This window comes from Vibrio sp. S12_S33 (genome assembly GCF_963889785.1).
In the GTDB taxonomy this organism is placed as follows: Bacteria; Pseudomonadota; Gammaproteobacteria; order Enterobacterales; family Vibrionaceae; genus Vibrio; species Vibrio aestuarianus.
The window spans coordinates 1-21519 of record NZ_CAWPQZ010000051.1; the positions used below are offsets into that span (position 1 = coordinate 1).

The following is a 21519-nucleotide window of genomic DNA, read 5'->3' on the forward strand; positions in this document are numbered from 1 at the left end:
AAAGGTAGACAGACTTAACCCGTTACGCTCACAGAAGACACGCTGGGATAAATGACTGGATTGGTATTTTTCAAACAGGTTTTGCCATTCTTGGTCGGTACGTCGTTTTGCCATTTCAGATCTCCTTGAGATTAGGGGATTTGATCTTAGGACGTACCGATATTGATTAAAATGTGGGGTTTATGATGCGCTTACGATAAAACGGGCTTTGCCCTATGGTACAAACGGTTGGAAAAAGCCAAATTCAAATGGCCCAATCAAGAGAAAAAGGGTCATGACTCCAATCGGTTGATTCAAAGATAGAGTTCTCGTTCAATGAATGTTCCGATCACCTTATCGTGCATCTTCTCCGATTTGGAAAAACCGATTGTTCTACGTACTAAACGCTTTAATCTGGCACACAGGGTTAGATTGGTTCGCTCAATCCGTTGAGTGAACCTTTTGCCCACAACATGCTTTTCCCTTGGTCATTCTTTTGTGTAAACGCTGAAGTCATCGGTAAAAAAGAAGCTGATATCAAACGGCTTGAACAAAGCGAGCAACGAGCGCAGAGCATCCGTATTACGGCTACCAAATGCGTGAGCAATGATGTACTGTCTACTTTTTGTGGGGTACACCAACAGCTCACACATTAATCGATAGTTATCAATGAGGGTATCTGAAATGGAAAAACAAGAACTTCACAAAGGCCGTCTTATTGACCACATTCAATTGGTAGTAAAAGACTTCGGCGCCAGTTATTCATTTTATTCATCTGTTTTAGCTTCTCTTAATGTTCCCATTGGTGGCTCTGGTGACGGTTACTTTTGGGCTGACGAACTGTTTGTTACTGCTGTTGGTAGTAATGCTGCGCTAGGAGTGCTAACTGGGCGTCATCATGTTGCTTTCCAAGCACAAAACCGAACTATGGTGGATAATTTTTACCGCGTTGCGTTGGCTCATGGCGGTAGGGATAATGGTGCACCAGGCGCGCGTGATTACCATCCTGGTTATTATGCCGCATTCGTTCTTGACCCAGACGGTAATAATATCGAAGCGGTTTATCATGGAGAGGCGCTACGAAGTTCTAGATCTGTACTGGTTACTTTTTAGCAGTCGCTTCATCTGCATACAAGCATTTAAGACGGATTTTCAACGCTTGGCAATTTCAGCCTATGTCCGCTTTAATGCTTTATGTGGCAAGGTTTAAAGGTTGGGTGATCGCGTTATTCAGCACCTAATGCGGCGTTATGTGCCTAAGTACCCCACGTTTAATAGACACTTTACTAAGTTAGATCTAGGGTCTAATTGAGAGGTGATTTATGGCTAAACATCATAATCCAGCGTACACCGAAGAGTTCCGCAAAGAAGTGGTTCGTCTTGCCAGATGTGGTTCTAGGCATGATTCATCCCTCCATTGTACCAACGATTTTGGTCATATCTAACGGTTGGTACATTAGATGGTACATTAAATCGTGGATGGTAAAAGATGCCTGTGGTGCAATACGGACGATAAAACTATGGAAAGTATAGATTTTAAAAGGGATTGTGGAACGTAGTGGGCATATACGGAAGAGAAAGTGGTGGCCCCTCCCAGACTTGAACTGGGGACCAATCGATTATGAGTCGTAAAAAGGCTGTTTTCTATCATTTCTCAATAGTTCTCATCTTGTTATTTTGATTATTAAAAACAACATCTTACCTTGCTTTTGTGTTCTCGTTAAATCTCAAGTATTCTTGTTTAGGCTCATCACTGTTTGACTAACTGTTTGACTAAAAATCTAAATAGCGCGTTTTTAAATGGAATATCTGGAAGTCACGTATTAAGCAAAAAAGAGAGGGGGGAGCATGTTAACGGTAAATGGTATACAGGGCTTAAAACCAAAATCTAAGCCCTATTATGAATGGGACAATGACGGCCAACGAGGAGCGGGCAAGTTAGCGATACAGGTCACGCCTAAAGGAAGTAAACGGTTTGTGTTTCGTTATTTCATTCAAAGAAAGGCAACGTTTATACCCTTGGGTCAATTTCCTGAATTATCGCTTACTGATGCTAGGGCAAAACAACGGGAATTAGGCGAATTGCTTTTAAATGGGGTTAACCCTAAAGAGTGGCTAGAAAACAAAGAAAAGACGACACAGCAAGCCAAAAGGGAAGAGGCGCGAAAGGGAAGTATTCAACAGCTATTTAATGCTTACGTGGCGCAGATGGAAAAGGACGGTAAACGAACTCACAAAGCCGTGCTTGCTTCACTGGAAAAGGAAGTTTACCCAGCAATACCACCAGCCACAAAAGCCAAGGACGTGACAACACATGATTTAATGCTAGTGCTAGCCGATATGATAAGGCGAGGCGCTAAGACGCAATCAAACCGTGTTCGTAGCTATCTAATGGCAGCGTTTAACTACGGACTAAAGCACGACAACGATCCAGCTAACTTTATTGATGAAGCTAAATTTGGTCTAGTGCTTAACCCTGTAGCGGCTATCCCGAAACAAAAAGACGCTGAACGAGTTGGAGATCATTATCTCAAAATTAACGAGGTTCTGGCGTTAATTGACGATCTCAACAATGAATACCAACGCTTTAAGATGAGTCATTCTGTACGCCATTTAATTTTATTGTGCTTTTTTACTGGTGGGCAACGTCCGTATGAGCTGGCGGCCTCAAAGTGGGAGGCTATCGACTGGGAACAAAAAACGTTACTTATCACGCCTGATATATCTAAAAACAAACGGCCTCACCTGCTACCGCTTACAGATAGCGCGCTGGATATACTTAGAAAACAACGTTTGAACAATGACAGTAAATTTATTTTCCCGCATCGTTTAGACGATACCAAGCACATGCGCACAGATTCATTATCACAAGCGATTGACCGATACCGCACCAGTACGCCACAGATAAAACCATTCACAGCTAGGGATTTGCGTAGAACCTGTAAAACGCTAATGGGCGAACTAGGTATATCAAAGTCGATACGTGACAGGCTACAGAACCATGCCCTGAATGACGTTTCATCTAAGCACTATGACCGCTATGAATACTTGCCAGAAAAACGCAAGGCGCTGGAATCATGGGAACAAAGGCTACAGCAAAATATAGCTGATAATGTGCTTCAAATGGTGAGGGTTTGAGATGATGAATGATGACGAAATGATGTTTAACCCTAAAAAAAGAAAGGATGTAAGGCATAAAAGGAGTAAGGGGCGAGAAAGTATATTTGTAAGTAAGCCAATATCTATGTCAGAAGTTCCCACGACACCAAGGCAGATTCTACAACCGTTTTTTGATGCTGCTGTTAGGGCACTTGTAAAGCACGGGAAAATTAACAATGAAGATATGGAAGAAATTATAGGCGGGGATGTACGCAAAGTATTCGCGCTAGGTTCAAAGATTGACCCTGTTTCATGCTGGGCAGCTAGGGAGATCATTATGACAATATATGACTTAGGTGAAATGGGTGTGCTGGATTCCGAAGGGACTGATACATTTAAGCTTTGTAGGCTAGCAACTTTATTTTATCAATTTGGGGTTTCTGTATTCGAAGATTACACCGCTGTTGGCATGACCCGTGCTGCTGGCTCAAATGAAGGGAATAAACGTAAGGTTGAGGCTAGTCTATTGTTTAAAGATAAGGCTCAAAAATTTGCCAACGATGTATGGGCAAAAGAACCAAATTTGAAGAAGGGAGAGGTGGCACAAAAAATTCAAAAGGAATTAAATAGATATTGTTATTCACAAAGCATAGGGAAAGGAGAGTATGCCGTTTCATATATAGAGAGAATAATAAAAAGAAAGGATTTTTAAAAAAGCTCAAGGATAAACGCTACGTTCATCATCTTGATTAGATTTATTCTCATATCAACCTAATTAATCGATTAGGTGAGTAAATTAGGAGAGTAAATAATGAAACCAGTGAATGAGTTTGATCGAGTTATACCGATGGATGAGGTGGCAAAAATCCTCAATCGGTCAGTAAAAACACTTTGGAAATGGCGGGTAAAAGATGGCATTTTACCACCAGCGTTGATGGTTAATGGACGAGCTATTGGCTATAGAGCGAGCGTGTTAGAAGCGATCTTGAATGATATGGAGGGTAAGTAAATGAAATTACCCGAATTTATTACATGCCCAGCGTTACCAAAAAAAGGCACGCAAGCTGATAGGTACTTAATTGAATTGATTCTAAATGAACAGGTGAGCGAAGCTAAATTTGCTGAAATGTTTAACTTCAATCAGCGAAGTCCACTTCAAAAGTTAAGGGGGCCTAGCTGTCAATATTGGCGCATTTTAGATATTACCTGCCCCAAAACGGGCAATATAATTGCACGAAAATTAGATCCTAGACATAAATCTGGTGATGAAAGTTTAGATCGCCAAGCGCGAAAAGAAAGAGAAATAGAGTTTACACGTGATTCACTAAAACAAGCGTTAGATGAGGTGAAGAGATTGCCAAAAGCGCAAGGGATGTACCTAAATGCTAGAGAGGAATAGCCCAAACTCATAAGCAAGGGCTTCCCTGATGTTAGTGATAGTTTGCCGACCACACTAACGTCAAGGATAAACCCGTAAATAGCAAAAGGCTATCAAAAACGGTAGCTTTTTTTTATGCGAATAGATGAGAACTCATTTCTAGGTTTTATTTTCAGTTTTTAGGCGTTGCTACACCATGCTAGCAATTGAAAGCCTAAAGCACCGTAAATACGGCAGGGTTAGCAGATACTAACCACTGTCACGCCTAGCAAGGGGGTTTTTAATAATATCTATATAGGCTTATTCTATGAGATACCTTACAAACAGCCCTTATCTAAACATTGATGGTCAAATATGGGAAGTGAACACGGGCAGCAATCAGCAATACAAAATTTGCCCTAAACACATGAAAGCGGTCATCAATCAACTAAACGCCATGTGTAGCTATCATAAGCGTGTTATGGTGCTATTTTTCAATTTAAGTATGCCAACCTATACGGAGAACAACAGCGAAATATCGGCCTTTATTGGCGCTGTACGGTCTATGCTGGCGCGTGAATATTCTATGAAGCGGTTCGGTTATGGCTGGGTTCGTGAGATGGAGAAAGCCAAACAGCAGCATTACCATGTAGCGTTATTTCTCGATGGTAAACAAATTCTATACCCTGACAGAATACTAGGCTTACTAGAATCACTATGGTTAGCGGCTGGTGGCTCATGTTTACAACGAGTTGAGCACTGCTATTACCGAATAGTCGATAATGACTTTCAAGCCCAGCAGCAGGCCATTTACAGGCTATCGTATCAAGCCAAGGAGCGAGGTAAGGGCTACAGGGCTAAACAAGCAAAAGACTACAGCACCAGCCGTTTAAAGTCGCGCCATTCTTAGAGTTCTTAAAAAGCTGAATATTACCGCTATCCGTTTCCCGTCTATAAAAAGGCGCTGTATCACACTCTAAGCGTTTAAAAGCAATTATCTATACAACGCTCAATGGAATGATAAAAAGCAAGTAGAAAGCCGCAAAGGGGGTATTTTCGGAGTCCCTAAAAAAACTGTCATATCCGAATATTTACTAGATAACCCTAATTCATCCTAGTGCGCCAGCATTCACCACAATTTATGTAAAAGGTCGGTTCAGATGTTAACAAACGTTAACTTTGACGGGGGATACTTTGCCACTGTTTGACTAAGTGTTTGACTAAAAAACGCTAGATACAAAAAAGGGTTAGTGACTACTATCGTCCTAACCCTTGTAAAATATGGTGGCCCCTCCCAGACTTGAACTGGGGACCAATCGATTATGAGTCGAGTGCTCTAACCACTGAGCTAAGGGGCCAAATTAGGTGAACGATTGTAGGGGATGCATTTCGGAGTGTCTACCCGCAAAGTAGGGTAAATGCGCTTAGTTTTTATCCACTTAAACCATTTTATACAAAAAAGGTGAGCTCATGCTCACCTTTTGCATTCTAAATGTTCTGCTTACTCGTCTAAGAAGCTGCGCAGTGTTTCCGAGCGACTTGGATGACGAAGCTTACGCAATGCTTTTGCTTCGATCTGACGGATACGTTCGCGTGTTACATCGAACTGTTTGCCCACCTCTTCAAGAGTGTGGTCAGTATTCATGTCAATACCAAAGCGCATACGCAGTACTTTTGCTTCACGAGGGGTTAAACCCGCAAGAACGTCGTGAGTTGCTGCTCTTAGACTTGTTGCTGTCGCTGAGTCAAGAGGCAGTTCAAGCGTTGTATCTTCAATAAAGTCACCTAGATGCGAATCTTCATCGTCACCAATTGGTGTCTCCATCGAGATTGGCTCTTTAGCGATCTTCAGTACTTTGCGAATTTTATCTTCAGGCATTTGCATGCGTTCTGCTAATTCTTCTGGCAGAGGCTCACGTCCCATTTCTTGCAGCATTTGACGTGAAATTCGATTCAGCTTGTTGATCGTTTCGATCATGTGAACTGGAATACGAATGGTACGTGCTTGGTCTGCAATTGAACGAGTTATTGCCTGACGGATCCACCATGTCGCATAAGTTGAAAACTTGTAACCACGACGGTATTCAAATTTATCAACCGCTTTCATCAAGCCGATGTTACCTTCTTGAATAAGATCCAAGAACTGTAAACCACGGTTGGTGTATTTTTTCGCGATCGAAATAACCAGACGTAAGTTAGCTTCAACCATCTCTTTCTTCGCACGACGAGCTTTCGCTTCACCGATTGACATGCGACGGCTAATATCTTTAATGCTTTGAACCGTTAAAGAAGTTTCTTGTTCGATGATGCGCAATTTTTGGATTGAACGGCGAATATCTTCTTCATTTTGTTTAATTTTGTCGGCGTAAGGTTTGTCTGAAGCTAATACTTCATCAAACCATGCATCGCTCGACTCATTACCGGTAAATAGCGCAACAAACGATTTCTTCGGCATTTTGCCATATTCAACCGTATGTTTCATGATCAAGCGTTCTTGAGTACGCACACGTTCCATTGACTTACGTAGTTCATTGACTAAATAGTCAAATTGCTTTGGCGTTAAACGGAATTCACGGAAGATATCGAGCATTAGCTCTGTTGCTTGAGTGGCTTTCGTGCTGTCGTTTCCGTGTTCGTTTTTCGCTAGCTGAAGATTTTGATAGGTGTTGCGTAGCTCAGTGAATTTTTCTAAAGCAAGTTCAGGATCAATACCTGTGTCTACTTCTTCCTCTTCACTATCATCTTTATCTTCGTCGTCTTCATCTTCGTCGTCATCTTCATCAGCAAGATCAGTCTCAGCAAGTTCCGAACCGATATGCGTTGCTGTCGGGGCGTTGGTTCCGTCATCGTCTGGATCAACGAAACCAGAAATAAGATCCGTTAAGCGAAGCTCTTCAGCTTGAACTTTATCAAATTGTTCTAGGATGTATGGAATGGTGCCTGGATATTCAGCAACCGCACTTTGAACTTGGTTAATACCATCTTCAATGCGTTTTGCGATATCGATTTCACCTTCGCGAGTCAGCAGTTCTACGGTACCCATTTCACGCATGTACATGCGTACTGGGTCTGTAGTACGACCAATTTCGCTTTCTACACTGGATAATGCAGCTGCAGCAGCTTCTGCAGCATCTTCATCGGTGATTGCGTTGTCATCATTAAGAGCAAGATCATCAGCATCTGGGGCAGTTTCTACTACCTTGATACCCATGTCGTTGATCATCTGAATGATATCTTCTACCTGTTCAGAATCTACAATTTCTGCAGGTAGATGGTCATTTACTTCGGCGTAGGTCAGATAGCCTTGCTCTTTGCCTTTAATAACAAGTAGTTTTAGCTGTGACTGCGGATTTTGATCCATAGACGGTATCCAACTTCATATCTGGTGAAGGAATTAGTATGCGAAATGCAAACCACATATACTAACAAATTTATTCATTGCTGACTATTTAAACTGGGTTACGCTTTTAAATCTAGCATGAGTGCTAGCAGCTCCCGTCTTTCCTCGGTTGATAAACCGATGCTTCTTTCTTTGGCCTGCAGGTTTTCAATTTGTTTTTCGATGCACTGAGCAAGAATTTTGTCCAATGAATCTAAAAATAGTTCTTCTTGATTGTCTTCAACGAGAGGGATTTCCCAACTAGCAAGACGAGACAGAAGGGCCTCATGGTTACTATTACGCCAGTGCTCAAGCAGTTGGCCTGTTGTAATATTGGGGTGCTCTTGGCAATTCTCAAGTACTTCTATCAATAAACTTATCCCGGGTATGGGAAGAGTTTTGACACTTGAAAGGTCAGGTACCATATCAGCATAGCTTGGATTTTGAATAAGCAAAGCGATCACTTCACGCATTGGCGTTCGTTTTAGCTCTTTGTGTGGCTGTGGTCTTACTGATTCTCTATTATTTAAAGCACCTTGCTGCTTTAATTCAGAAAGAAACTTATCAATCTGGTCGTTACTCCAGCCAACTCTTAATGCGAGTTCGTTCCAAAGGTAAGCTTTGAGCGAGGGATCTTTAGTCTTATCCAAAAGAGGAGCTGCTAAAGTAACGACATGTCGCTTACCTTCTCGGCTGCTATTATCTACAACTCTTTCAAGTATATCTTTCAATAAATAATCTGGTAGAGAAAGAGCGCTGTTCATTTCTTGTTCAAGCCTTTCTTTACCATATGTTCGAACAAAAGAATCAGGGTCTTCACCATCAGGCAAAAACATTACTTTTAGAGTTTTATTTGAGTTTAAGTATTCTAATGCATGTTCCATTGCACCACGAGCTGCTTTCTTACCAGCATTGTCGCCATCAAATGAACAGATTACGGTACTAGTTTGCCTAAATAAGGTTTGTAGATGCTCACTAGAGCTTGCTGTACCTAGAGTACCTACAGCGTAATCAACACCATACTGTGCGAGTGCTACCACATCCATATAACCTTCGACGACCAAGATTTGAGGCGGTTCACGGTAGGCTTGCATGACTTCATATAAGCCATACAACTCTTTTCCTTTATGGAAAATGGGCGTTTCAGGAGAGTTGAGATACTTAGGTGTTCCGTCACCTATTACTCGTCCACCAAAGCCAATTACACGCCCACGGCGGTCGCGGATGGGGAACATTACTCGGCCACGAAAGCGATCATAACGATTGCCCTTGTCGTTTTCGATCAGCATGCCGCCAGTCACGAGCATCTCTTGAGCATCACGCTGTTGGCCGAAGTTTTTACGAACTAAATCCCATTCATCAGCAATAAAGCCGATACCAAATTTCTGAACGATTTCTCCTGAGAGTCCGCGATCTTTCAAATAGTCGATAGCATGGCGGTTGGCTGCCACTTTAAGTTGATTGCGATAAAACTGCGCAATGCTGCCCATCAAATCATAAAGGGTACGTTTTTCTTCGCTATTGGCTTTGGGGGCCGCTGAAAACCCACCGCCACTGCGTTGTTCTCGGGGCACATCAAGGCCAACAAATGAGGCGAGCTCTTCAATGGCATCAACGAATTCTAGGCGTTCATACTCCATCATGAAATCAATGGCATTACCATGCACACCACAACCAAAGCAGTGATAGAACTGCTTTTCTTGGCTTACACTAAATGAGGGCGTTTTTTCATTATGGAATGGGCAACATGCACCGTAGTTCTTGCCTTTTTTCTTAAGTTTCACACGTGCGTCTATGATGTCGACAATATCAAGTCGAGCGAGGAGATCATCAATAAAACTACGAGGGATGTGTCCTGCCATAAAACCTAAAAGAAAAGACCAAAACGAATGATTAGATACAAACAAGCCGTGCGTTCCAAAGGATAGCACGGCTTGATGCAATTTGATGCGGGCATTTAAGCAAGTTTAGTTCGAACTAATCCGCTGACTTTACCCATATCTGCACGCCCTTGAATTTGCGGTTTCAAGACAGCCATTACTTTCCCCATATCTTGCATGCCAACTGCACCAGATTCTATCATTGCATTGTCAATCAATGCAGAAACTTCATCATCACTCAGTGGTTGAGGCATAAACGCCTCAAGGATAGTAATTTCTGCTTGCTCAGCATCTGCGAGATCTTGACGATTTGCAGCTTCATATTGAGCGACAGAGTCGCGACGTTGTTTAACCATTTTAACCAGCACGGCAAGAACATCGTCATCGCTCAGAGTTATCTGTTCGTCGACTTCACGCTGTTTAATTGCTGATAGAGCTAAACGAATAGTGCCAAGGCGTATTTTATCCTTGGCTTTCATCGCTAATTTTTGCTCTTCTTTGAGAATATCAATCAGAGCCATAACTCTTATTCCTTAGTGGAAAAGGGTTATTAGTACAGGCGAACGCGACGTGCGTTTTCGCGAGCTAGCTTCTTAGCGTGACGCTTTTGAGCTGCTGCTTTAGCGCGTTTGCGAACGGTAGTTGGTTTTTCATAGTGCTCACGACGACGCACTTCAGAAAGGATACCTGCTTTTTCGCAAGAGCGCTTGAAACGACGTAATGCAACATCGAACGGTTCGTTTTCACGTACTTTAACTATTGGCATATGCCTTTCACCTCAGGGGTTATTCGTTAATGCTGATATTTTGAGACCTAAACCACAAGATTTCTTGTCGGCTTGCCCTGTAATCAGCTTGATCAAAAATGGTGCGGAATTTTAATCCGATCGCAATGGCTTTGTAAAGCCTTTTGTCGATTATAGTCTGTACAAAATTTGTTTACGAAGCCAAGGCAAGGTAACATGGCGGCCATTTCCAATTGTTGATGAAAGCGTGCTGAGAAAAATATGCGCATTATTGGTATTGAAACCTCGTGTGACGAGACTGGCATCGCCATTTATGACGATGAGAAAGGATTGCTTTCCCACAAGCTGTATAGCCAAGTAAAATTGCATGCTGATTACGGTGGTGTGGTGCCAGAGCTTGCTTCTCGCGACCATGTAAAGAAAACAATCCCGCTAATTAAAGCTGCGATGGCGGAAGCGAATTTGACACCAGCCGACATTGATGGCGTTGCTTATACCGCAGGCCCTGGTTTGGTCGGAGCTTTGTTAGTTGGCGCGACGATTGGCCGTAGTTTAGCGTATGCGTGGAATGTGCCGGCTGTGCCTGTCCATCATATGGAAGGGCATCTTTTAGCGCCGATGTTGGAAGATAACCCGCCTCCATTTCCATTTGTTGCCGTTCTCGTTTCTGGTGGCCATTCAATGATGGTGGAAGTTAAGGGGATTGGGGAATACAAAATTCTTGGTGAGTCGATTGATGATGCGGCAGGCGAAGCGTTTGATAAAACCGCTAAATTAATGGGCCTTGATTACCCTGGTGGTCCGCTGCTTGCTCGTTTGGCAGAAAAAGGCACCCCAGGCCGTTTTAAATTCCCACGTCCAATGACTGATCGCCCTGGTTTGGATATGAGTTTTTCTGGTCTTAAAACGTTTACGGCCAATACTATCGCGTCAAATGATAACGATGAGCAGACTCGAGCGGACATCGCTTATGCATTCCAAGAAGCTGTGTGCGAAACTTTGGTGATCAAATGTCGCCGCGCATTAGAGCAGACTGGCATGAAGCGTATTGTTATTGCGGGGGGTGTGAGTGCAAACAAACAGTTGCGTGAATCGTTAGCCGCGTTGGCTAATAAAATCGGTGGTGAGGTGTATTATCCTCGAACTGAGTTTTGTACCGATAACGGTGCAATGATTGCGTATGCTGGTATGCAGCGTCTGAAAAATGGTGAAGTGGTGGACTTAGCGGTACAAGCCACACCGCGTTGGCCGATTGATCAGCTAAAACCAATAGCTTAGTGTTTATGCCCTTTTGACTTGAAGTTGCAGCGGTGTTAGCTACAACTTCAAGTGGTTTGGGTATAGTGTGCTTTACCTTCTTTATAACGGTTGCTTTATTAGCAGCCGTTTCTTTTATTTATCATGGAGTTAATTAATAGGTTCTTAAATTCTGCTCAGAGCTGTTATTTGGCTTATCAATGATAGAGTCGTTGATTACGATATTAAATGGATAGTTCTCATGAAAACATTTGCCGTTGATGGTCAAAATATGTGTTACCTCGATAGTGGGGAAGGTGAGGTTCTTGTTTTTGGACACAGTTACCTGTGGGATAGCGCCATGTGGGCACCACAAGTTGAGGTATTGAGCCAACATTATCGTTGTATTGTGCCTGAGCTATGGGCACATGGTCAGTCTGATTTCGCGCCACAATCGATGACAACACTTAAAGATTATGCGCAGCATATTCTCGATCTTATGGATCACCTACACATAGAACAGTTTTCTGTTATTGGTTTATCTGTGGGTGGCATGTGGGGAGCTGAGTTGACAGCTTTAGCACCAGCGCGTGTTAAATCTTTGGTGATGATGGACACTTTTGTTGGCTTAGAACCAGAAGTGACCCACAAAAAATATTTTGCCATGCTGGATGCGATTAGCACCGCTCAGTCAGTTCCTGAACCTATCGCCGAGGTTGTCGTGGCGATATTTTTTGCAAAAGAAGCGGCGACACAATCACCTCAACTAATCGCCGCTTTTAAGCAGTATTTAATCGGTCTATCAGGCCTGCAGGCGGTGGAAGTGGCACGTATTGGTAGAATGATCTTTGGTCGCCGTGACATGATTGAAGAGGTTGAGAAATTCGCATTACCCGTGTTGATTGCTGTCGGGGCTGAAGATATTCCACGACCAGTGCTTGAATCCTTTTTAATGAAGGATTGTATTACAGGCAGTCAATTGGAGATTATCCCGAGTGCCGGACATATTAGTAGTTTGGAACAGCCTGAATATGTAACGGATATTTTGCACAAGTTTTTAGCTAACGTTTATCAATAGCCGCTAAGCTCACTTCATCTTAGGTAAGGTCTCGAAAGAGGCCTTATTTTTGATCGCACATTCACGATTCGAGCGACTTGTTCTCACCAACTTTTGGTTCTGTACCCGCAAACAGGCGCTTAATATTTTGGTGATGACGAAACACAATTAAGCAGCACAGCATGGCAACCGGAAGTGTATATTGTGGCTTGATCAACCAAGTATAAAAAGGGGCCAGTAACACTGTGACTAAAGCGGCGAGAGACGAATAGCGAAACAGCAGTGCAACGACGATCCAAGTAAGCATGATGAGCCCAGTAAGCTCCAAGCCGATTGGAGCAATAGCTCCTAATGCGGTCGCAACGCCTTTCCCCCCTTTGAAATGGAAGAAAATGGGGTACATATGACCAAGACAAGCTGTGATGGCAACTAGGCCTAATAGAATCGGATCAATGCCAAGATAATAGCCAACCCAGACAGGAATGGTGCCTTTTAACATGTCAAAGAGCAAAACGGCAATCGCTGCCTTTTTTCCCCCAATACGCAGCACGTTAGTGGCGCCGGGGTTGTTTGAGCCAACATCTCGTGGGTCTGGTAGGCGTAAAACACGGCAGATCAACACAGCACTAGAGATCGAACCTAATAAATAGGCGGAAATGATCATAATTAGTGCCAATGGAGTCATAAATCCCTCTGTGCTGTAAAGGGCCAAAAATAGGCTTCAAGTCCTTGTTAACCAAAGTTAAAAGCAAAAAAGTGGATTGGATTTCGCATCTAGACTCGGTTTGGGTATATGATATCGCGATTGACCGAAATAGTACGATTTTTTACTCAATTAGGGTATCCGACCTCTAGAGGGATAGACACAAAGCATGGATAAAGTATTTATTGAACAGTTAAGCGTGATCACCACCATTGGCGTGTATGACTGGGAACAAGAGATCAAACAAAAGCTTGTTTTGGATATTGAAATGGCACACAACAACCGACCTGCTGGCAAAAGTGATGATGTCAATGATGCATTAGACTATTCGCAAGTGAGTCAAGCGGTGATTGAGCATATTCAAAATGGACGCTTTTTATTAGTCGAGCGTGTTGCCGAGGAAGTGGCAGAGTTGATCATGCAGCGTTTTTCGGTTCCATGGATCAAAATCCGTTTAACAAAACCAGGAGCAGTTGCGCAAGCAAGTGGTGTTGGTGTAGTTATTGAACGAGGTCATGCATGATCACCGCTTATGTTGGTGTCGGTTCTAACATTGACAGACACAGACGCGTTGAAGCTGCGGTACGTGAATTGTTGCAAATCGGAGACAATCTGCGTATATCCACCATCTATGAGTGCGCATCGGTAGGTTTCAACAGCGGTGCATTTTATAATTTGGTAGTAGCACTAGATACCACACTGACATTAAGCGAGTTTGCTTTACAACTTCGAGAGATAGAACATCGATGGGGACGAGATCTTCAAGCGAAGAAATTCCAAGATCGCACCTTAGATCTCGATATCATTTTGTTTGGCGAAGAAGTTTCAGCACAAGATCCAGAGCTACCACGCAGCGATATCTTTAAATATCCGTTTGTCATACAACCACTTTATGATTTATCACCGGAACTGATTATTCCCAATGATGATCGCAGTGTGCGTCAAATATGGCAACAATCGATCAATTTAGGATCTCTCAATTCCGTTGAGCCATGGTTCCACATTTAAATTAATAAGAGTCAGTAATGAGTTACTTAGAAGCGTTTTTTTTGGCTTTGATCCAAGGCTTAACCGAGTTTTTGCCTATTTCTAGTTCTGCCCACTTGATCTTACCTTCGGCTATTTTAGGTTGGGAAGATCAAGGCTTGGCGTTTGATGTGGCAGTACATGTCGGCACATTGGCTGCGGTTGTGATCTACTTTCGCCGTGAAGTAGTGACATTACTGCGCGCGTTTTTCTGCTCTATTTTTCAAGGAGAGCGTAGCAAAGAATCAAAGTTGGCGTGGATGATTGTTTTGGCGACTATCCCTGCTTGTATCTTCGGCTTCTTCATGAAAGATATCGTCGAGCTTTACCTTCGCAGTGCGTGGGTGATTGCCACCACGACAATTATTTTTGGTTTATTACTGTGGTATGTGGATAAAAACTCTCGATTATCAGATGACGAATATCAGGCAGATTGGAAGAAGTCGTTGTTTATTGGTTTGGCGCAGGCCATTGCTGTCATTCCTGGCACGTCTCGTTCTGGTGCCACCATCACTGCCGCGTTATATTTAGGTTTTACCCGTGAAGCGGCGGCGCGTTTCTCATTTCTAATGTCTATCCCAATCATTGTATTAGCTGGTGGTTATTTAGGCCTGAAACTAGTCACTAGTGGTGAACTGATTCATTTTGGCTTCCTAATGACGGGCATTATTACTTCATTTATCAGTGCTTATATTTGTATTCACTTCTTCTTGAAGCTGATATCAAAAATGGGCATGACTCCATTTGTTATTTATCGCCTACTGTTGGGTGGTGGTTTATTTGCATTCCTAATGATGAGTTAACTATTTGCTTATGGTATAAATGCTCATCTTTTTATCGTGCTGTTGCAAGGTGTTCGTCGCCTAAACAGCACGTTTATCTTTTATAGTTATAGGTATTATGCGCATTTTTGCTGTGATATTAACTTTGTTGTTTGCCTTGCTACAATACGACTTGTGGTTGGGGAAAAATGGCATAGCAGATTTCCGGACAATTTTGGATGAAATTGAAGTTCAGCAGCAAGTTAATGAGAACTTACAACTGCGAAATTCAGAGATGTTTGCTGAGATTGATGATTTACGTCAAGGGCTTGATGCGATAGAAGAAAGAGCGCGTCATGAATTGGGTATGATCAAAGAAGGCGAAACCTTCTACCGATTAGTCGGTGAGGATGCGCTATAAATGCAAGCTAATACTCTATCTATTACCGCAATAGTGCCAGCTGCTGGCGTTGGCAAGCGTATGCAAGCCGACCGCCCCAAGCAATATTTAACCTTGCATGGCAAAACCGTGCTTGAGCACACGGTTGAAAAATTACTCACTCACCCAGCGATTGAACGAGTAATCGTCGCTGTTAGCGAAGGCGACCCTTATTATCCAGAGCTTGCACTGGTTGAGCATCCTAACGTTATACGGGTTAATGGTGGTCAAGAGCGAGCAGATTCGGTGCTTTCTGCATTGAAGTATGCCCAAGCGAATCCTCTCAGTGAGTGGGTGATGGTACATGATGCCGCTCGTCCTTGTATTACCTTAAATGATATTGATCAGTTAATTGCTACCTCAGTTTCACACCCAGTCGGTGGCATTTTAGCTACGCCTGTGCGTGATACCATGAAGCGGGCTGATGCGCAGGACAATATTGACCACACAGTCGAGCGTGTGGCGTTATGGCATGCACTGACCCCACAAATGTTTAACGTTGAGCTGCTATGCGAGGCGTTGTCTGCTGCATTAGCAGAGCAAATAACGATTACTGATGAAGCCTCCGCTTTAGAATGGAAAGGCCTACGTCCAGCTTTGGTGCTTGGGCGAGCGGACAACATTAAAATTACCCAACCTGAAGATCTCGCCTTAGCTGAGTTTTATTTAGCTCGTCTTTAGCGATAAACACCTTAGTAAGGAACCACAATGATTAGAATTGGCCACGGTTTTGATGTACATAAATTTGGTGGTGAAGGGCCTGTGATTATTGGCGGTGTTGCCGTTCCTTATGAGCAAGGCTTAGTCGCTCATTCTGATGGTGATGTTGCACTGCATGCTTTGTGCGATGCACTATTAGGTGCGATTGCCGCAGGTGATATTGGTCGACATTTCCCAGATACAGATGATAAGTGGAAAGGTGCAGATAGCCGTGAACTATTAAAAGACGTATACCGCAGAGTGGTCGAACAAGGTTACCGTTTGGGGAATGCTGATATTACTATCATGGCTCAAGCGCCAAAAATGGCCCCTCATATTGAAGCCATGTGCGCTGCGATTGCGCATGATCTCAACACCGATTTACACAACGTCAATGTAAAAGCCACAACCACTGAACGTTTAGGGTTTACAGGACGCAAAGAAGGCATCGCTTGTGAAGCGGTTGTCTTACTTATGAAAGCATAATTGCTGCGTAGTCGTAGCCATTTTTATTATTACCGCCAACTCGCGTCAGCGATGGACAAAAACATGTCAGATATTCTATCTTCATTGGCTTACCTATGTGGTAAGCCAGCCGCAAAAGCTAAGTTAAAAGCCAAACCAGAACACTTCAAGGTAATCGAAGACTTGGGGTTTGAATTTACTGGAAGTGGTGAGCACTTAATGGTGCATATTCGCAAGACAGGAGAAAATACCAGTTTTGTAGCGAATGAATTGGCGAAAGTCTGCGGCGTAAAGTCAAAAGATGTGAGTTGGGCTGGCCTAAAAGATCGCCATGCTGTAACGCAGCAATGGCTGAGTGTGCATTTACCCAAAGGCGATACGCCAGATTTCACGGCTTTTCTTGCACAATATCCAAGCATTGAAATTATTGAAACGACACGTCATAACAAAAAGTTACGACCTGGTGACTTGGTGGGCAACCATTTTGAAATCACACTTTCTGAAGTGACGGACACTGAAGAAGTGCTAAAGCGGTTAGAACATGTTGCTAAGTTAGGTGTGCCAAACTATTTTGGTAGTCAGCGTTTTGGTAATCATGGTAATAACTTGAGTGAGGCACGTCGTTGGGGCAAGGAAAATGTCCGCTCGCGTAACCAAAATCAACGCAGCTTATATCTATCTGCCGCGCGCTCTTGGATCTTCAACCAGATCGTTTCAGCACGTCTTGAACAAAATATTTTTAATCAATTGATTGACGGTGATATTGCATTCACAGATGAACAGCAGACCGTTGTTACGGCAAACACAGTTGATGAATTCAACCAACTTCTCGCAGCTGGCAAAGTTCAGATCAGCGCTGCATTAGCGGGGGATAATGCTCTACCAACGCAAAATGCAGCACTAGAGCTTGAACAGCGTTATGTTGATGCTGAGCCAGATCTAATGGCTTTAATTCGTAGTAATCGTATGCGTCATGAGCGCCGGGCGGTCATGTTGAAACCACAAAACCTGACTTGGCAAGCCGAGCAAGATACAGTAACACTATGTTTTGATCTTGATGCAGGTAGCTTTGCCACTTCAATTGTCCGCGAGCTGGTGGAAGAGATCCCCGTTGAGCGTGAGTTCTAAGGAGAGAGCTCGATGAAGATTTTATTGAGCAATGATGATGGTGTGCATGCAGAAGGCATACACGCATTAGCGAAAATGTTGGCCGATTTAGCCGAAATAGTAATAGTCGCTCCTGATCGTAATCGTTCTGGAGCCTCTAATTCTTTAACGTTAGAACAGCCATTACGTGTTAATTGCATTGATCCAAATACTTATTCAGTACAGGGCACCCCAACAGATTGTGTACACTTTGCACTCAATGAGTTATTGAAAGATGACATGCCTGACTTAGTTTTAACGGGCATTAATCATGGGGCTAATCTTGGTGATGACGTTTTGTATTCAGGCACAGTTGCAGCTGCGATGGAAGGGCATTTCTTAGGCGTGCAATCCATCGCATTCTCTTTGGTGGGGAAAGCACATTTTAACACTGCAGCACAGATCGCTCGTCAATTAGTTGAGCAGCATTGTAGTGCGCCCATTCCAACTAATCGCTTACTTAATGTTAACGTCCCTGATGTTCCCTTTGAGCGTTTAGCGGGTATTCAGGTAACACGTTTAGGTGCTCGTCATCACGCAGAAAGTATGATTAAGCAGAAAGATCCGCGTGGACATGATATTTATTGGTTAGGGCCGCCAGGGAAAGAGCAAGACGCCGGTCAAGGAACCGATTTTTATGCCATTGAGCATGGTTTTGTTTCGTTGACACCGTTGCAGGTTGATCTCACTGCCCATGAGTCACTTGGTAGTATGGACAATTGGTTAAAGGAAAAAGCGTAATGGCCAACCCACATGCCGACAGATTAATTGAATTTCTGGTCGCGAATGGTATTCAAGACAACGACGTTTTGAGTGCCATTCATTATTTGCCGAGAGAAAGCTTCGTTTCTCAAGCAATGATGCATCAAGCCTATAACAATAATGCGTTACCAATAGGGCAAGGGCAGACAATCTCACAGCCCTACATTGTCGCTAAAATGACTGAACTTTTAGAGCTTGAACGAAGTAGTAAAGTTCTGGAAGTTGGCACTGGTTCTGGCTACCAAACAGCAGTTTTGGCTCAATTGGTTGATCACGTTTATTCCATCGAACGAATCAAATCATTGCAGTGGGATGCCAAGCGCCGATTGAAACAACTCGATATTTATAATATTTCGACTAAACATGGTGATGGTTGGCTAGGTTGGGAAGCAAAAGCGCCTTTTGATGCCATCATCGTCACTGCTGCGGCAGAGTCTGTTCCTCAAGCATTACTTGAACAATTAGCTGAAGGTGGACGCTTAGTCATTCCCGTAGGTGACAATGAGCAATATTTATTGAAGATTGTGCGTCAAGGTGACGCATTTGTCTCCACTACTATTGAGACTGTCCGTTTCGTCCCTTTAATTGCTGGTGATTTAGCGTAGTGATGGTGTGTAGTCTGCGAAAGCTTCTCGTTATGGTATTCATTAGCCAACTGCTTATAGGCTGTGCGGCAAATTTTCCTGCGCCAGTTTCTGGACTCAACAAAGACTACAATTCCATTCCTCGTGGTAGCTACAGAGGTAGTTACTATGAAGTGCAAAAAGGCGATACGCTGTATTTTATATCTTACGTCACAGATAAAGATGTAAATGACCTGATCCGTTTCAATAATCTTAGCAAGCCTTACACTATTCGCCCTGGGCAAAAATTAAAATTATGGATTCCTAACTACACACCACCCGCTTATGGAGGGAATGGTGTAAGCGAAACAGTTGCGGTTGCAGCCACAATTGGTGCGGCTTCCAGTGTGTCATCAGCACCTATCTCGAGTGTTAATTCGAGTAAAGACTCTAATGATAACAAGACCTATAATGCCACAAGTCAGTCGACTAAAGTGGCAAAAAAAGATCCGCCAAAGGTAGTTGATCAATCGAAATCAAAGGAGTATGTTGATTCAAAAGGTAAGCAGAATGTTAATGCTAATGTAACATTTGCTAAACCAAAGGATGAGAAGGTTGCAAAATGGCTGTGGCCAACAAAAGGGAGAGTAATTAAGAACTTTTCAGCAGGCGATCAAGGAAATAAGGGTATCGACATCGCAGGACAGCGTGGTCAGCCCATAGTATCAACTGCAGCAGGAACCGTTGTCTATTCAGGAAATGCATTAAGAGGTTACGGCAATCTCGTGATTGTGAAACACAATGATAATTACCTCAGTGCTTATGCTCATAACGATCGGTTACTGGTACAAGAAGGACAAAGTGTCAAAGCTGGCCAAAAGATAGCAACCATGGGCAGCTCTGGAACGAGCAGTGTTCGTTTGCACTTTGAAATTCGATATCAAGGTAAGTCAGTGAATCCAAAGCGCTACTTGCCATAACATACTTGAAAGAGTCATGTAGCGACATTAGAAAGTAGTAATGTCTTGCTAGCTCGCCAGGGGAGGCGCTATGAGTATCAGCAATGCAGTAACGAAAGTCGAAGAGTTTGAAGACCAAGATGTAATGGATACAGTCGAGGTTACAGAAGAGTTCACTATCACCAACAAGAAAGCCAGTCGTGCTCAAACTGAAGATGTAAAAGAGGAGCTTGATGCTTCAACGAAAACCTTAGATGCGACACAAATGTATCTAGGCGAAATTGGTTTTTCTCCTTTGTTAACCGCCGAAGAAGAAGTGCTTTATGCTCGTCGCGCATTGAGGGGTGATGAAGCCGCTCGTAAGCGTATGATAGAAAGCAACTTGCGCTTAGTGGTGAAAATTTCACGCCGTTATAGTAATCGTGGCCTAGCCCTACTCGATCTTATTGAAGAAGGGAATTTAGGTTTGATCCGTGCGGTGGAAAAATTTGACCCTGAACGCGGTTTTAGATTCTCAACTTATGCTACGTGGTGGATCCGTCAAACCATTGAGCGTGCGTTGATGAACCAAACTCGTACTATACGTCTTCCTATTCACGTGGTGAAAGAGCTTAATATTTATCTCCGTACCGCACGTGAATTGTCACAAAAACTTGACCACGAACCGACAGCGGAAGAGATCGCTTTTCAGTTGGATAAGCCGGTCGATGATGTCAGTAAAATGCTTCGCCTCAATGAGCGTATTAGCTCAGTAGATACACCGATTGGTGGCGATGGCGATAAGGCACTATTGGATATCATCCCAGATGCAAACAATTCTGATCCTGAAATCTCTACGCAAGATGATGATATTCGAAACTCATTGATTAATTGGCTCAATGAGCTCAATCCAAAACAAAAAGAAGTATTGGCACGTCGTTTTGGTCTATTAGGTTATGAGCCATCAACATTGGAAGAAGTGGGCCGCGAGATTAACCTAACGCGTGAACGGGTTCGCCAAATTCAAGTGGAAGGATTACGTCGTTTAAGAGAGATCCTCGTTAAACAAGGTCTAAACATGGAATCGTTGTTTAACATTGAAAATGATTAGTGGTTACTAGCAAGAACCAATAAGGGCACGGTGTCGAAACCGTGCCTTTTTTGTATCGAGAAAACCCCCAGCTAGGCTGGGGGTTCCGTAAAGCTTACAGCTATAAGTCAGTTATATAACCCCTTTCAATTTGATAAAAACGTCTTGTGGTCTGGCAACTGCAAGAGTCAATTA

Annotated in this window: 26 protein-coding genes, 1 tRNA gene and 2 pseudogenes; 21 read left to right on the forward strand and 8 right to left on the reverse strand. The window is 43.2% G+C overall.

Annotated elements, in window-relative coordinates:
* Window positions 1-114: IS66 family insertion sequence element accessory protein TnpA (gene tnpA / locus AACW06_RS16785; protein WP_443263696.1), on the reverse strand; the 114-nt coding region annotated here is incomplete at its 3' end.
* Window positions 115-204: 90 nt separating this feature from the next.
* On the opposite strand from tnpA, the pseudogene tnpB reads away from it, so the two are divergent.
* A pseudogene (tnpB, locus tag AACW06_RS21060) lies at window positions 205-303 on the forward strand (IS66 family insertion sequence element accessory protein TnpB); the annotation flags it as partial.
* Here tnpB and AACW06_RS16790 read toward each other — a convergent pair.
* Window positions 294-590 (reverse strand): annotated as a pseudogene (locus AACW06_RS16790) (IS1 family transposase); the annotation flags it as partial. The pseudogenes tnpB and AACW06_RS16790 sit on opposite strands and share 10 nt — an antisense overlap.
* Window positions 591-663: 73 nt before the next feature.
* Here AACW06_RS16790 and AACW06_RS16795 point away from each other — a divergent pair.
* The 7 genes from AACW06_RS16795 to AACW06_RS16825 all read left to right on the forward strand — a co-directional run bounded on the left by AACW06_RS16795 (window position 664) and on the right by AACW06_RS16825 (window position 5345).
* Window positions 664-1092, forward strand: a complete 429-nt coding sequence (locus AACW06_RS16795) for a VOC family protein (RefSeq protein WP_192075947.1) — start codon at window positions 664-666, stop codon at window positions 1090-1092.
* A 209-nt stretch (window positions 1093-1301) separates the two neighbouring features.
* On the forward strand, window positions 1302-1424 hold the full coding sequence (locus AACW06_RS16800) for a hypothetical protein (RefSeq protein ID WP_272956766.1): 123 nt from the start codon (window positions 1302-1304) through the stop codon (window positions 1422-1424).
* Window positions 1425-1827: 403 nt separating this feature from the next.
* Window positions 1828-3117: a tyrosine-type recombinase/integrase gene (locus tag AACW06_RS16805; RefSeq protein WP_192075948.1), complete on the forward strand. Its 1290-nt coding sequence runs from the start codon at window positions 1828-1830 to the stop codon at window positions 3115-3117.
* A gap of 1 nt (window position 3118) precedes the next feature.
* The gene (locus AACW06_RS16810) at window positions 3119-3790 is read left to right on the forward strand and encodes a hypothetical protein (protein ID WP_192075949.1); all 672 of its coding nucleotides are present in this window, start codon (window positions 3119-3121) and stop codon (window positions 3788-3790) included.
* Window positions 3791-3889: 99 nt separating this feature from the next.
* Window positions 3890-4087, forward strand: coding sequence for a helix-turn-helix transcriptional regulator (locus AACW06_RS16815; protein WP_192075950.1), 198 nt, complete (start codon window positions 3890-3892; stop codon window positions 4085-4087).
* Window positions 4088-4477, forward strand: coding sequence for a hypothetical protein (locus tag AACW06_RS16820; protein ID WP_192075951.1), 390 nt, complete (start codon window positions 4088-4090; stop codon window positions 4475-4477).
* Window positions 4478-4763: 286 nt separating this feature from the next.
* Window positions 4764-5345: a YagK/YfjJ domain-containing protein gene (locus AACW06_RS16825; RefSeq protein ID WP_192075952.1), complete on the forward strand. Its 582-nt coding sequence runs from the start codon at window positions 4764-4766 to the stop codon at window positions 5343-5345.
* A 372-nt stretch (window positions 5346-5717) separates the two neighbouring features.
* Here the strand turns inward: AACW06_RS16825 and AACW06_RS16830 are convergent.
* The 5 genes from AACW06_RS16830 to rpsU form a co-directional block, all read right to left on the reverse strand.
* Window positions 5718-5793: transfer RNA gene (locus tag AACW06_RS16830), tRNA-Ile, on the reverse strand.
* 143 nt (window positions 5794-5936) lie between these two features.
* On the reverse strand, window positions 5937-7796 hold the full coding sequence (gene rpoD, locus AACW06_RS16835; protein ID WP_192075953.1) for an RNA polymerase sigma factor RpoD: 1860 nt from the start codon (window positions 7794-7796) through the stop codon (window positions 5937-5939).
* Window positions 7797-7894: 98 nt separating this feature from the next.
* Window positions 7895-9676: a DNA primase gene (gene dnaG, locus AACW06_RS16840; RefSeq protein ID WP_192075965.1), complete on the reverse strand. Its 1782-nt coding sequence runs from the start codon at window positions 9674-9676 to the stop codon at window positions 7895-7897.
* Window positions 9677-9771: 95 nt separating this feature from the next.
* A complete protein-coding gene (locus AACW06_RS16845) occupies window positions 9772-10215 on the reverse strand; it encodes a GatB/YqeY domain-containing protein (RefSeq protein WP_192075954.1) in 444 nt (147 codons plus the stop codon).
* A 29-nt stretch (window positions 10216-10244) separates the two neighbouring features.
* Complete coding sequence (gene rpsU, locus AACW06_RS16850; protein WP_004396009.1) at window positions 10245-10460, reverse strand: 30S ribosomal protein S21; 216 nt, start codon at window positions 10458-10460, stop codon at window positions 10245-10247.
* 240 nt (window positions 10461-10700) lie between these two features.
* Between rpsU and tsaD the strand changes: the two genes are divergently transcribed.
* Both tsaD and AACW06_RS16860 read left to right on the forward strand, forming a co-directional pair.
* A complete protein-coding gene (tsaD, locus tag AACW06_RS16855; RefSeq protein ID WP_053311376.1) occupies window positions 10701-11717 on the forward strand; it encodes a tRNA (adenosine(37)-N6)-threonylcarbamoyltransferase complex transferase subunit TsaD in 1017 nt (338 codons plus the stop codon).
* A 220-nt stretch (window positions 11718-11937) separates the two neighbouring features.
* Complete coding sequence (locus tag AACW06_RS16860; RefSeq protein ID WP_192075955.1) at window positions 11938-12753, forward strand: alpha/beta fold hydrolase; 816 nt, start codon at window positions 11938-11940, stop codon at window positions 12751-12753.
* Between the two features lie 61 nt (window positions 12754-12814).
* Here AACW06_RS16860 and plsY read toward each other — a convergent pair whose 3' ends face one another.
* The gene (gene plsY, locus AACW06_RS16865) at window positions 12815-13417 is read right to left on the reverse strand and encodes a glycerol-3-phosphate 1-O-acyltransferase PlsY (protein WP_192075956.1); all 603 of its coding nucleotides are present in this window, start codon (window positions 13415-13417) and stop codon (window positions 12815-12817) included.
* Window positions 13418-13604: 187 nt separating this feature from the next.
* On the opposite strand from plsY, the gene folB reads away from it, so the two are divergent.
* The 11 genes from folB to rpoS all read left to right on the forward strand — a co-directional run bounded on the left by folB (window position 13605) and on the right by rpoS (window position 21345).
* The gene (gene folB, locus AACW06_RS16870) at window positions 13605-13958 is read left to right on the forward strand and encodes a bifunctional dihydroneopterin aldolase/7,8-dihydroneopterin epimerase (protein WP_053311373.1); all 354 of its coding nucleotides are present in this window, start codon (window positions 13605-13607) and stop codon (window positions 13956-13958) included.
* The gene (gene folK, locus AACW06_RS16875; RefSeq protein ID WP_192075957.1) at window positions 13955-14443 is read left to right on the forward strand and encodes a 2-amino-4-hydroxy-6-hydroxymethyldihydropteridine diphosphokinase; all 489 of its coding nucleotides are present in this window, start codon (window positions 13955-13957) and stop codon (window positions 14441-14443) included. The genes folB and folK overlap by 4 nt, the downstream gene beginning before the upstream one ends.
* A gap of 17 nt (window positions 14444-14460) precedes the next feature.
* On the forward strand, window positions 14461-15264 hold the full coding sequence (locus AACW06_RS16880; protein WP_192075958.1) for an undecaprenyl-diphosphate phosphatase: 804 nt from the start codon (window positions 14461-14463) through the stop codon (window positions 15262-15264).
* Window positions 15265-15361: 97 nt separating this feature from the next.
* Entirely contained in the window at window positions 15362-15643 is a 282-nt protein-coding gene (ftsB, locus tag AACW06_RS16885; protein WP_053311370.1) for a cell division protein FtsB, read from the forward strand.
* Window positions 15644-16342, forward strand: a complete 699-nt coding sequence (ispD, locus tag AACW06_RS16890; RefSeq protein ID WP_192075959.1) for a 2-C-methyl-D-erythritol 4-phosphate cytidylyltransferase — start codon at window positions 15644-15646, stop codon at window positions 16340-16342.
* 27 nt (window positions 16343-16369) lie between these two features.
* Window positions 16370-16846 (forward strand): 2-C-methyl-D-erythritol 2,4-cyclodiphosphate synthase, encoded by a 477-nt coding sequence (gene ispF / locus AACW06_RS16895; RefSeq protein WP_053311368.1) that lies wholly within the window; start codon window positions 16370-16372, stop codon window positions 16844-16846.
* A 63-nt stretch (window positions 16847-16909) separates the two neighbouring features.
* Window positions 16910-17953, forward strand: coding sequence for a tRNA pseudouridine(13) synthase TruD (gene truD, locus AACW06_RS16900; RefSeq protein WP_192075960.1), 1044 nt, complete (start codon window positions 16910-16912; stop codon window positions 17951-17953).
* A 12-nt stretch (window positions 17954-17965) separates the two neighbouring features.
* Window positions 17966-18712 carry a 5'/3'-nucleotidase SurE gene (gene surE, locus AACW06_RS16905; RefSeq protein ID WP_192075961.1) on the forward strand — a complete coding sequence of 249 codons (747 nt, stop codon included), beginning with the start codon at window positions 17966-17968 and terminating at the stop codon, window positions 18710-18712.
* A complete protein-coding gene (locus AACW06_RS16910; protein ID WP_192075962.1) occupies window positions 18712-19338 on the forward strand; it encodes a protein-L-isoaspartate(D-aspartate) O-methyltransferase in 627 nt (208 codons plus the stop codon). The genes surE and AACW06_RS16910 overlap by 1 nt, the downstream gene beginning before the upstream one ends.
* A 32-nt stretch (window positions 19339-19370) precedes the next feature.
* Complete coding sequence (gene nlpD / locus AACW06_RS16915; protein WP_443263694.1) at window positions 19371-20276, forward strand: murein hydrolase activator NlpD; 906 nt, start codon at window positions 19371-19373, stop codon at window positions 20274-20276.
* Window positions 20277-20346: 70 nt separating this feature from the next.
* Window positions 20347-21345, forward strand: coding sequence for an RNA polymerase sigma factor RpoS (gene rpoS / locus AACW06_RS16920; protein WP_192075964.1), 999 nt, complete (start codon window positions 20347-20349; stop codon window positions 21343-21345).
* The last annotated feature ends 174 nt before the right edge of the window (window positions 21346-21519 follow it).

What these genes read in the sequence shown, in the direction of transcription:
- AACW06_RS16860 (WP_192075955.1), top strand. Translation starts at nt 11,938, where the DNA reads ATGAAAACATTTGCCGTTGATGGTCAAAATATGTGTTACCTCGATAGT.
- AACW06_RS16815 (WP_192075950.1), top strand. Translation starts at nt 3,890, where the DNA reads ATGAAACCAGTGAATGAGTTTGATCGAGTTATACCGATGGATGAGGTG.
- nlpD (WP_443263694.1), top strand. Translation starts at nt 19,371, where the DNA reads ATGGTATTCATTAGCCAACTGCTTATAGGCTGTGCGGCAAATTTTCCT.
- AACW06_RS16805 (WP_192075948.1), top strand. Translation starts at nt 1,828, where the DNA reads ATGTTAACGGTAAATGGTATACAGGGCTTAAAACCAAAATCTAAGCCC.
- AACW06_RS16880 (WP_192075958.1), top strand. Translation starts at nt 14,461, where the DNA reads ATGAGTTACTTAGAAGCGTTTTTTTTGGCTTTGATCCAAGGCTTAACC.
- AACW06_RS16910 (WP_192075962.1), top strand. Translation starts at nt 18,712, where the DNA reads ATGGCCAACCCACATGCCGACAGATTAATTGAATTTCTGGTCGCGAAT.
- rpoS (WP_192075964.1), top strand. Translation starts at nt 20,347, where the DNA reads ATGAGTATCAGCAATGCAGTAACGAAAGTCGAAGAGTTTGAAGACCAA.
- AACW06_RS16820 (WP_192075951.1), top strand. Translation starts at nt 4,088, where the DNA reads ATGAAATTACCCGAATTTATTACATGCCCAGCGTTACCAAAAAAAGGC.
- rpoD (WP_192075953.1), bottom strand. Translation starts at nt 7,796, where the DNA reads ATGGATCAAAATCCGCAGTCACAGCTAAAACTACTTGTTATTAAAGGC.
- AACW06_RS16800 (WP_272956766.1), top strand. Translation starts at nt 1,302, where the DNA reads ATGGCTAAACATCATAATCCAGCGTACACCGAAGAGTTCCGCAAAGAA.
- dnaG (WP_192075965.1), bottom strand. Translation starts at nt 9,676, where the DNA reads ATGGCAGGACACATCCCTCGTAGTTTTATTGATGATCTCCTCGCTCGA.
- AACW06_RS16845 (WP_192075954.1), bottom strand. Translation starts at nt 10,215, where the DNA reads ATGGCTCTGATTGATATTCTCAAAGAAGAGCAAAAATTAGCGATGAAA.
- surE (WP_192075961.1), top strand. Translation starts at nt 17,966, where the DNA reads ATGAAGATTTTATTGAGCAATGATGATGGTGTGCATGCAGAAGGCATA.
- folK (WP_192075957.1), top strand. Translation starts at nt 13,955, where the DNA reads ATGATCACCGCTTATGTTGGTGTCGGTTCTAACATTGACAGACACAGA.
- AACW06_RS16825 (WP_192075952.1), top strand. Translation starts at nt 4,764, where the DNA reads ATGAGATACCTTACAAACAGCCCTTATCTAAACATTGATGGTCAAATA.
- rpsU (WP_004396009.1), bottom strand. Translation starts at nt 10,460, where the DNA reads ATGCCAATAGTTAAAGTACGTGAAAACGAACCGTTCGATGTTGCATTA.
- truD (WP_192075960.1), top strand. Translation starts at nt 16,910, where the DNA reads ATGTCAGATATTCTATCTTCATTGGCTTACCTATGTGGTAAGCCAGCC.
- folB (WP_053311373.1), top strand. Translation starts at nt 13,605, where the DNA reads ATGGATAAAGTATTTATTGAACAGTTAAGCGTGATCACCACCATTGGC.
- ispD (WP_192075959.1), top strand. Translation starts at nt 15,644, where the DNA reads ATGCAAGCTAATACTCTATCTATTACCGCAATAGTGCCAGCTGCTGGC.
- AACW06_RS16795 (WP_192075947.1), top strand. Translation starts at nt 664, where the DNA reads ATGGAAAAACAAGAACTTCACAAAGGCCGTCTTATTGACCACATTCAA.
- ispF (WP_053311368.1), top strand. Translation starts at nt 16,370, where the DNA reads ATGATTAGAATTGGCCACGGTTTTGATGTACATAAATTTGGTGGTGAA.
- plsY (WP_192075956.1), bottom strand. Translation starts at nt 13,417, where the DNA reads ATGACTCCATTGGCACTAATTATGATCATTTCCGCCTATTTATTAGGT.
- ftsB (WP_053311370.1), top strand. Translation starts at nt 15,362, where the DNA reads ATGCGCATTTTTGCTGTGATATTAACTTTGTTGTTTGCCTTGCTACAA.
- tsaD (WP_053311376.1), top strand. Translation starts at nt 10,701, where the DNA reads ATGCGCATTATTGGTATTGAAACCTCGTGTGACGAGACTGGCATCGCC.
- AACW06_RS16810 (WP_192075949.1), top strand. Translation starts at nt 3,119, where the DNA reads ATGATGAATGATGACGAAATGATGTTTAACCCTAAAAAAAGAAAGGAT.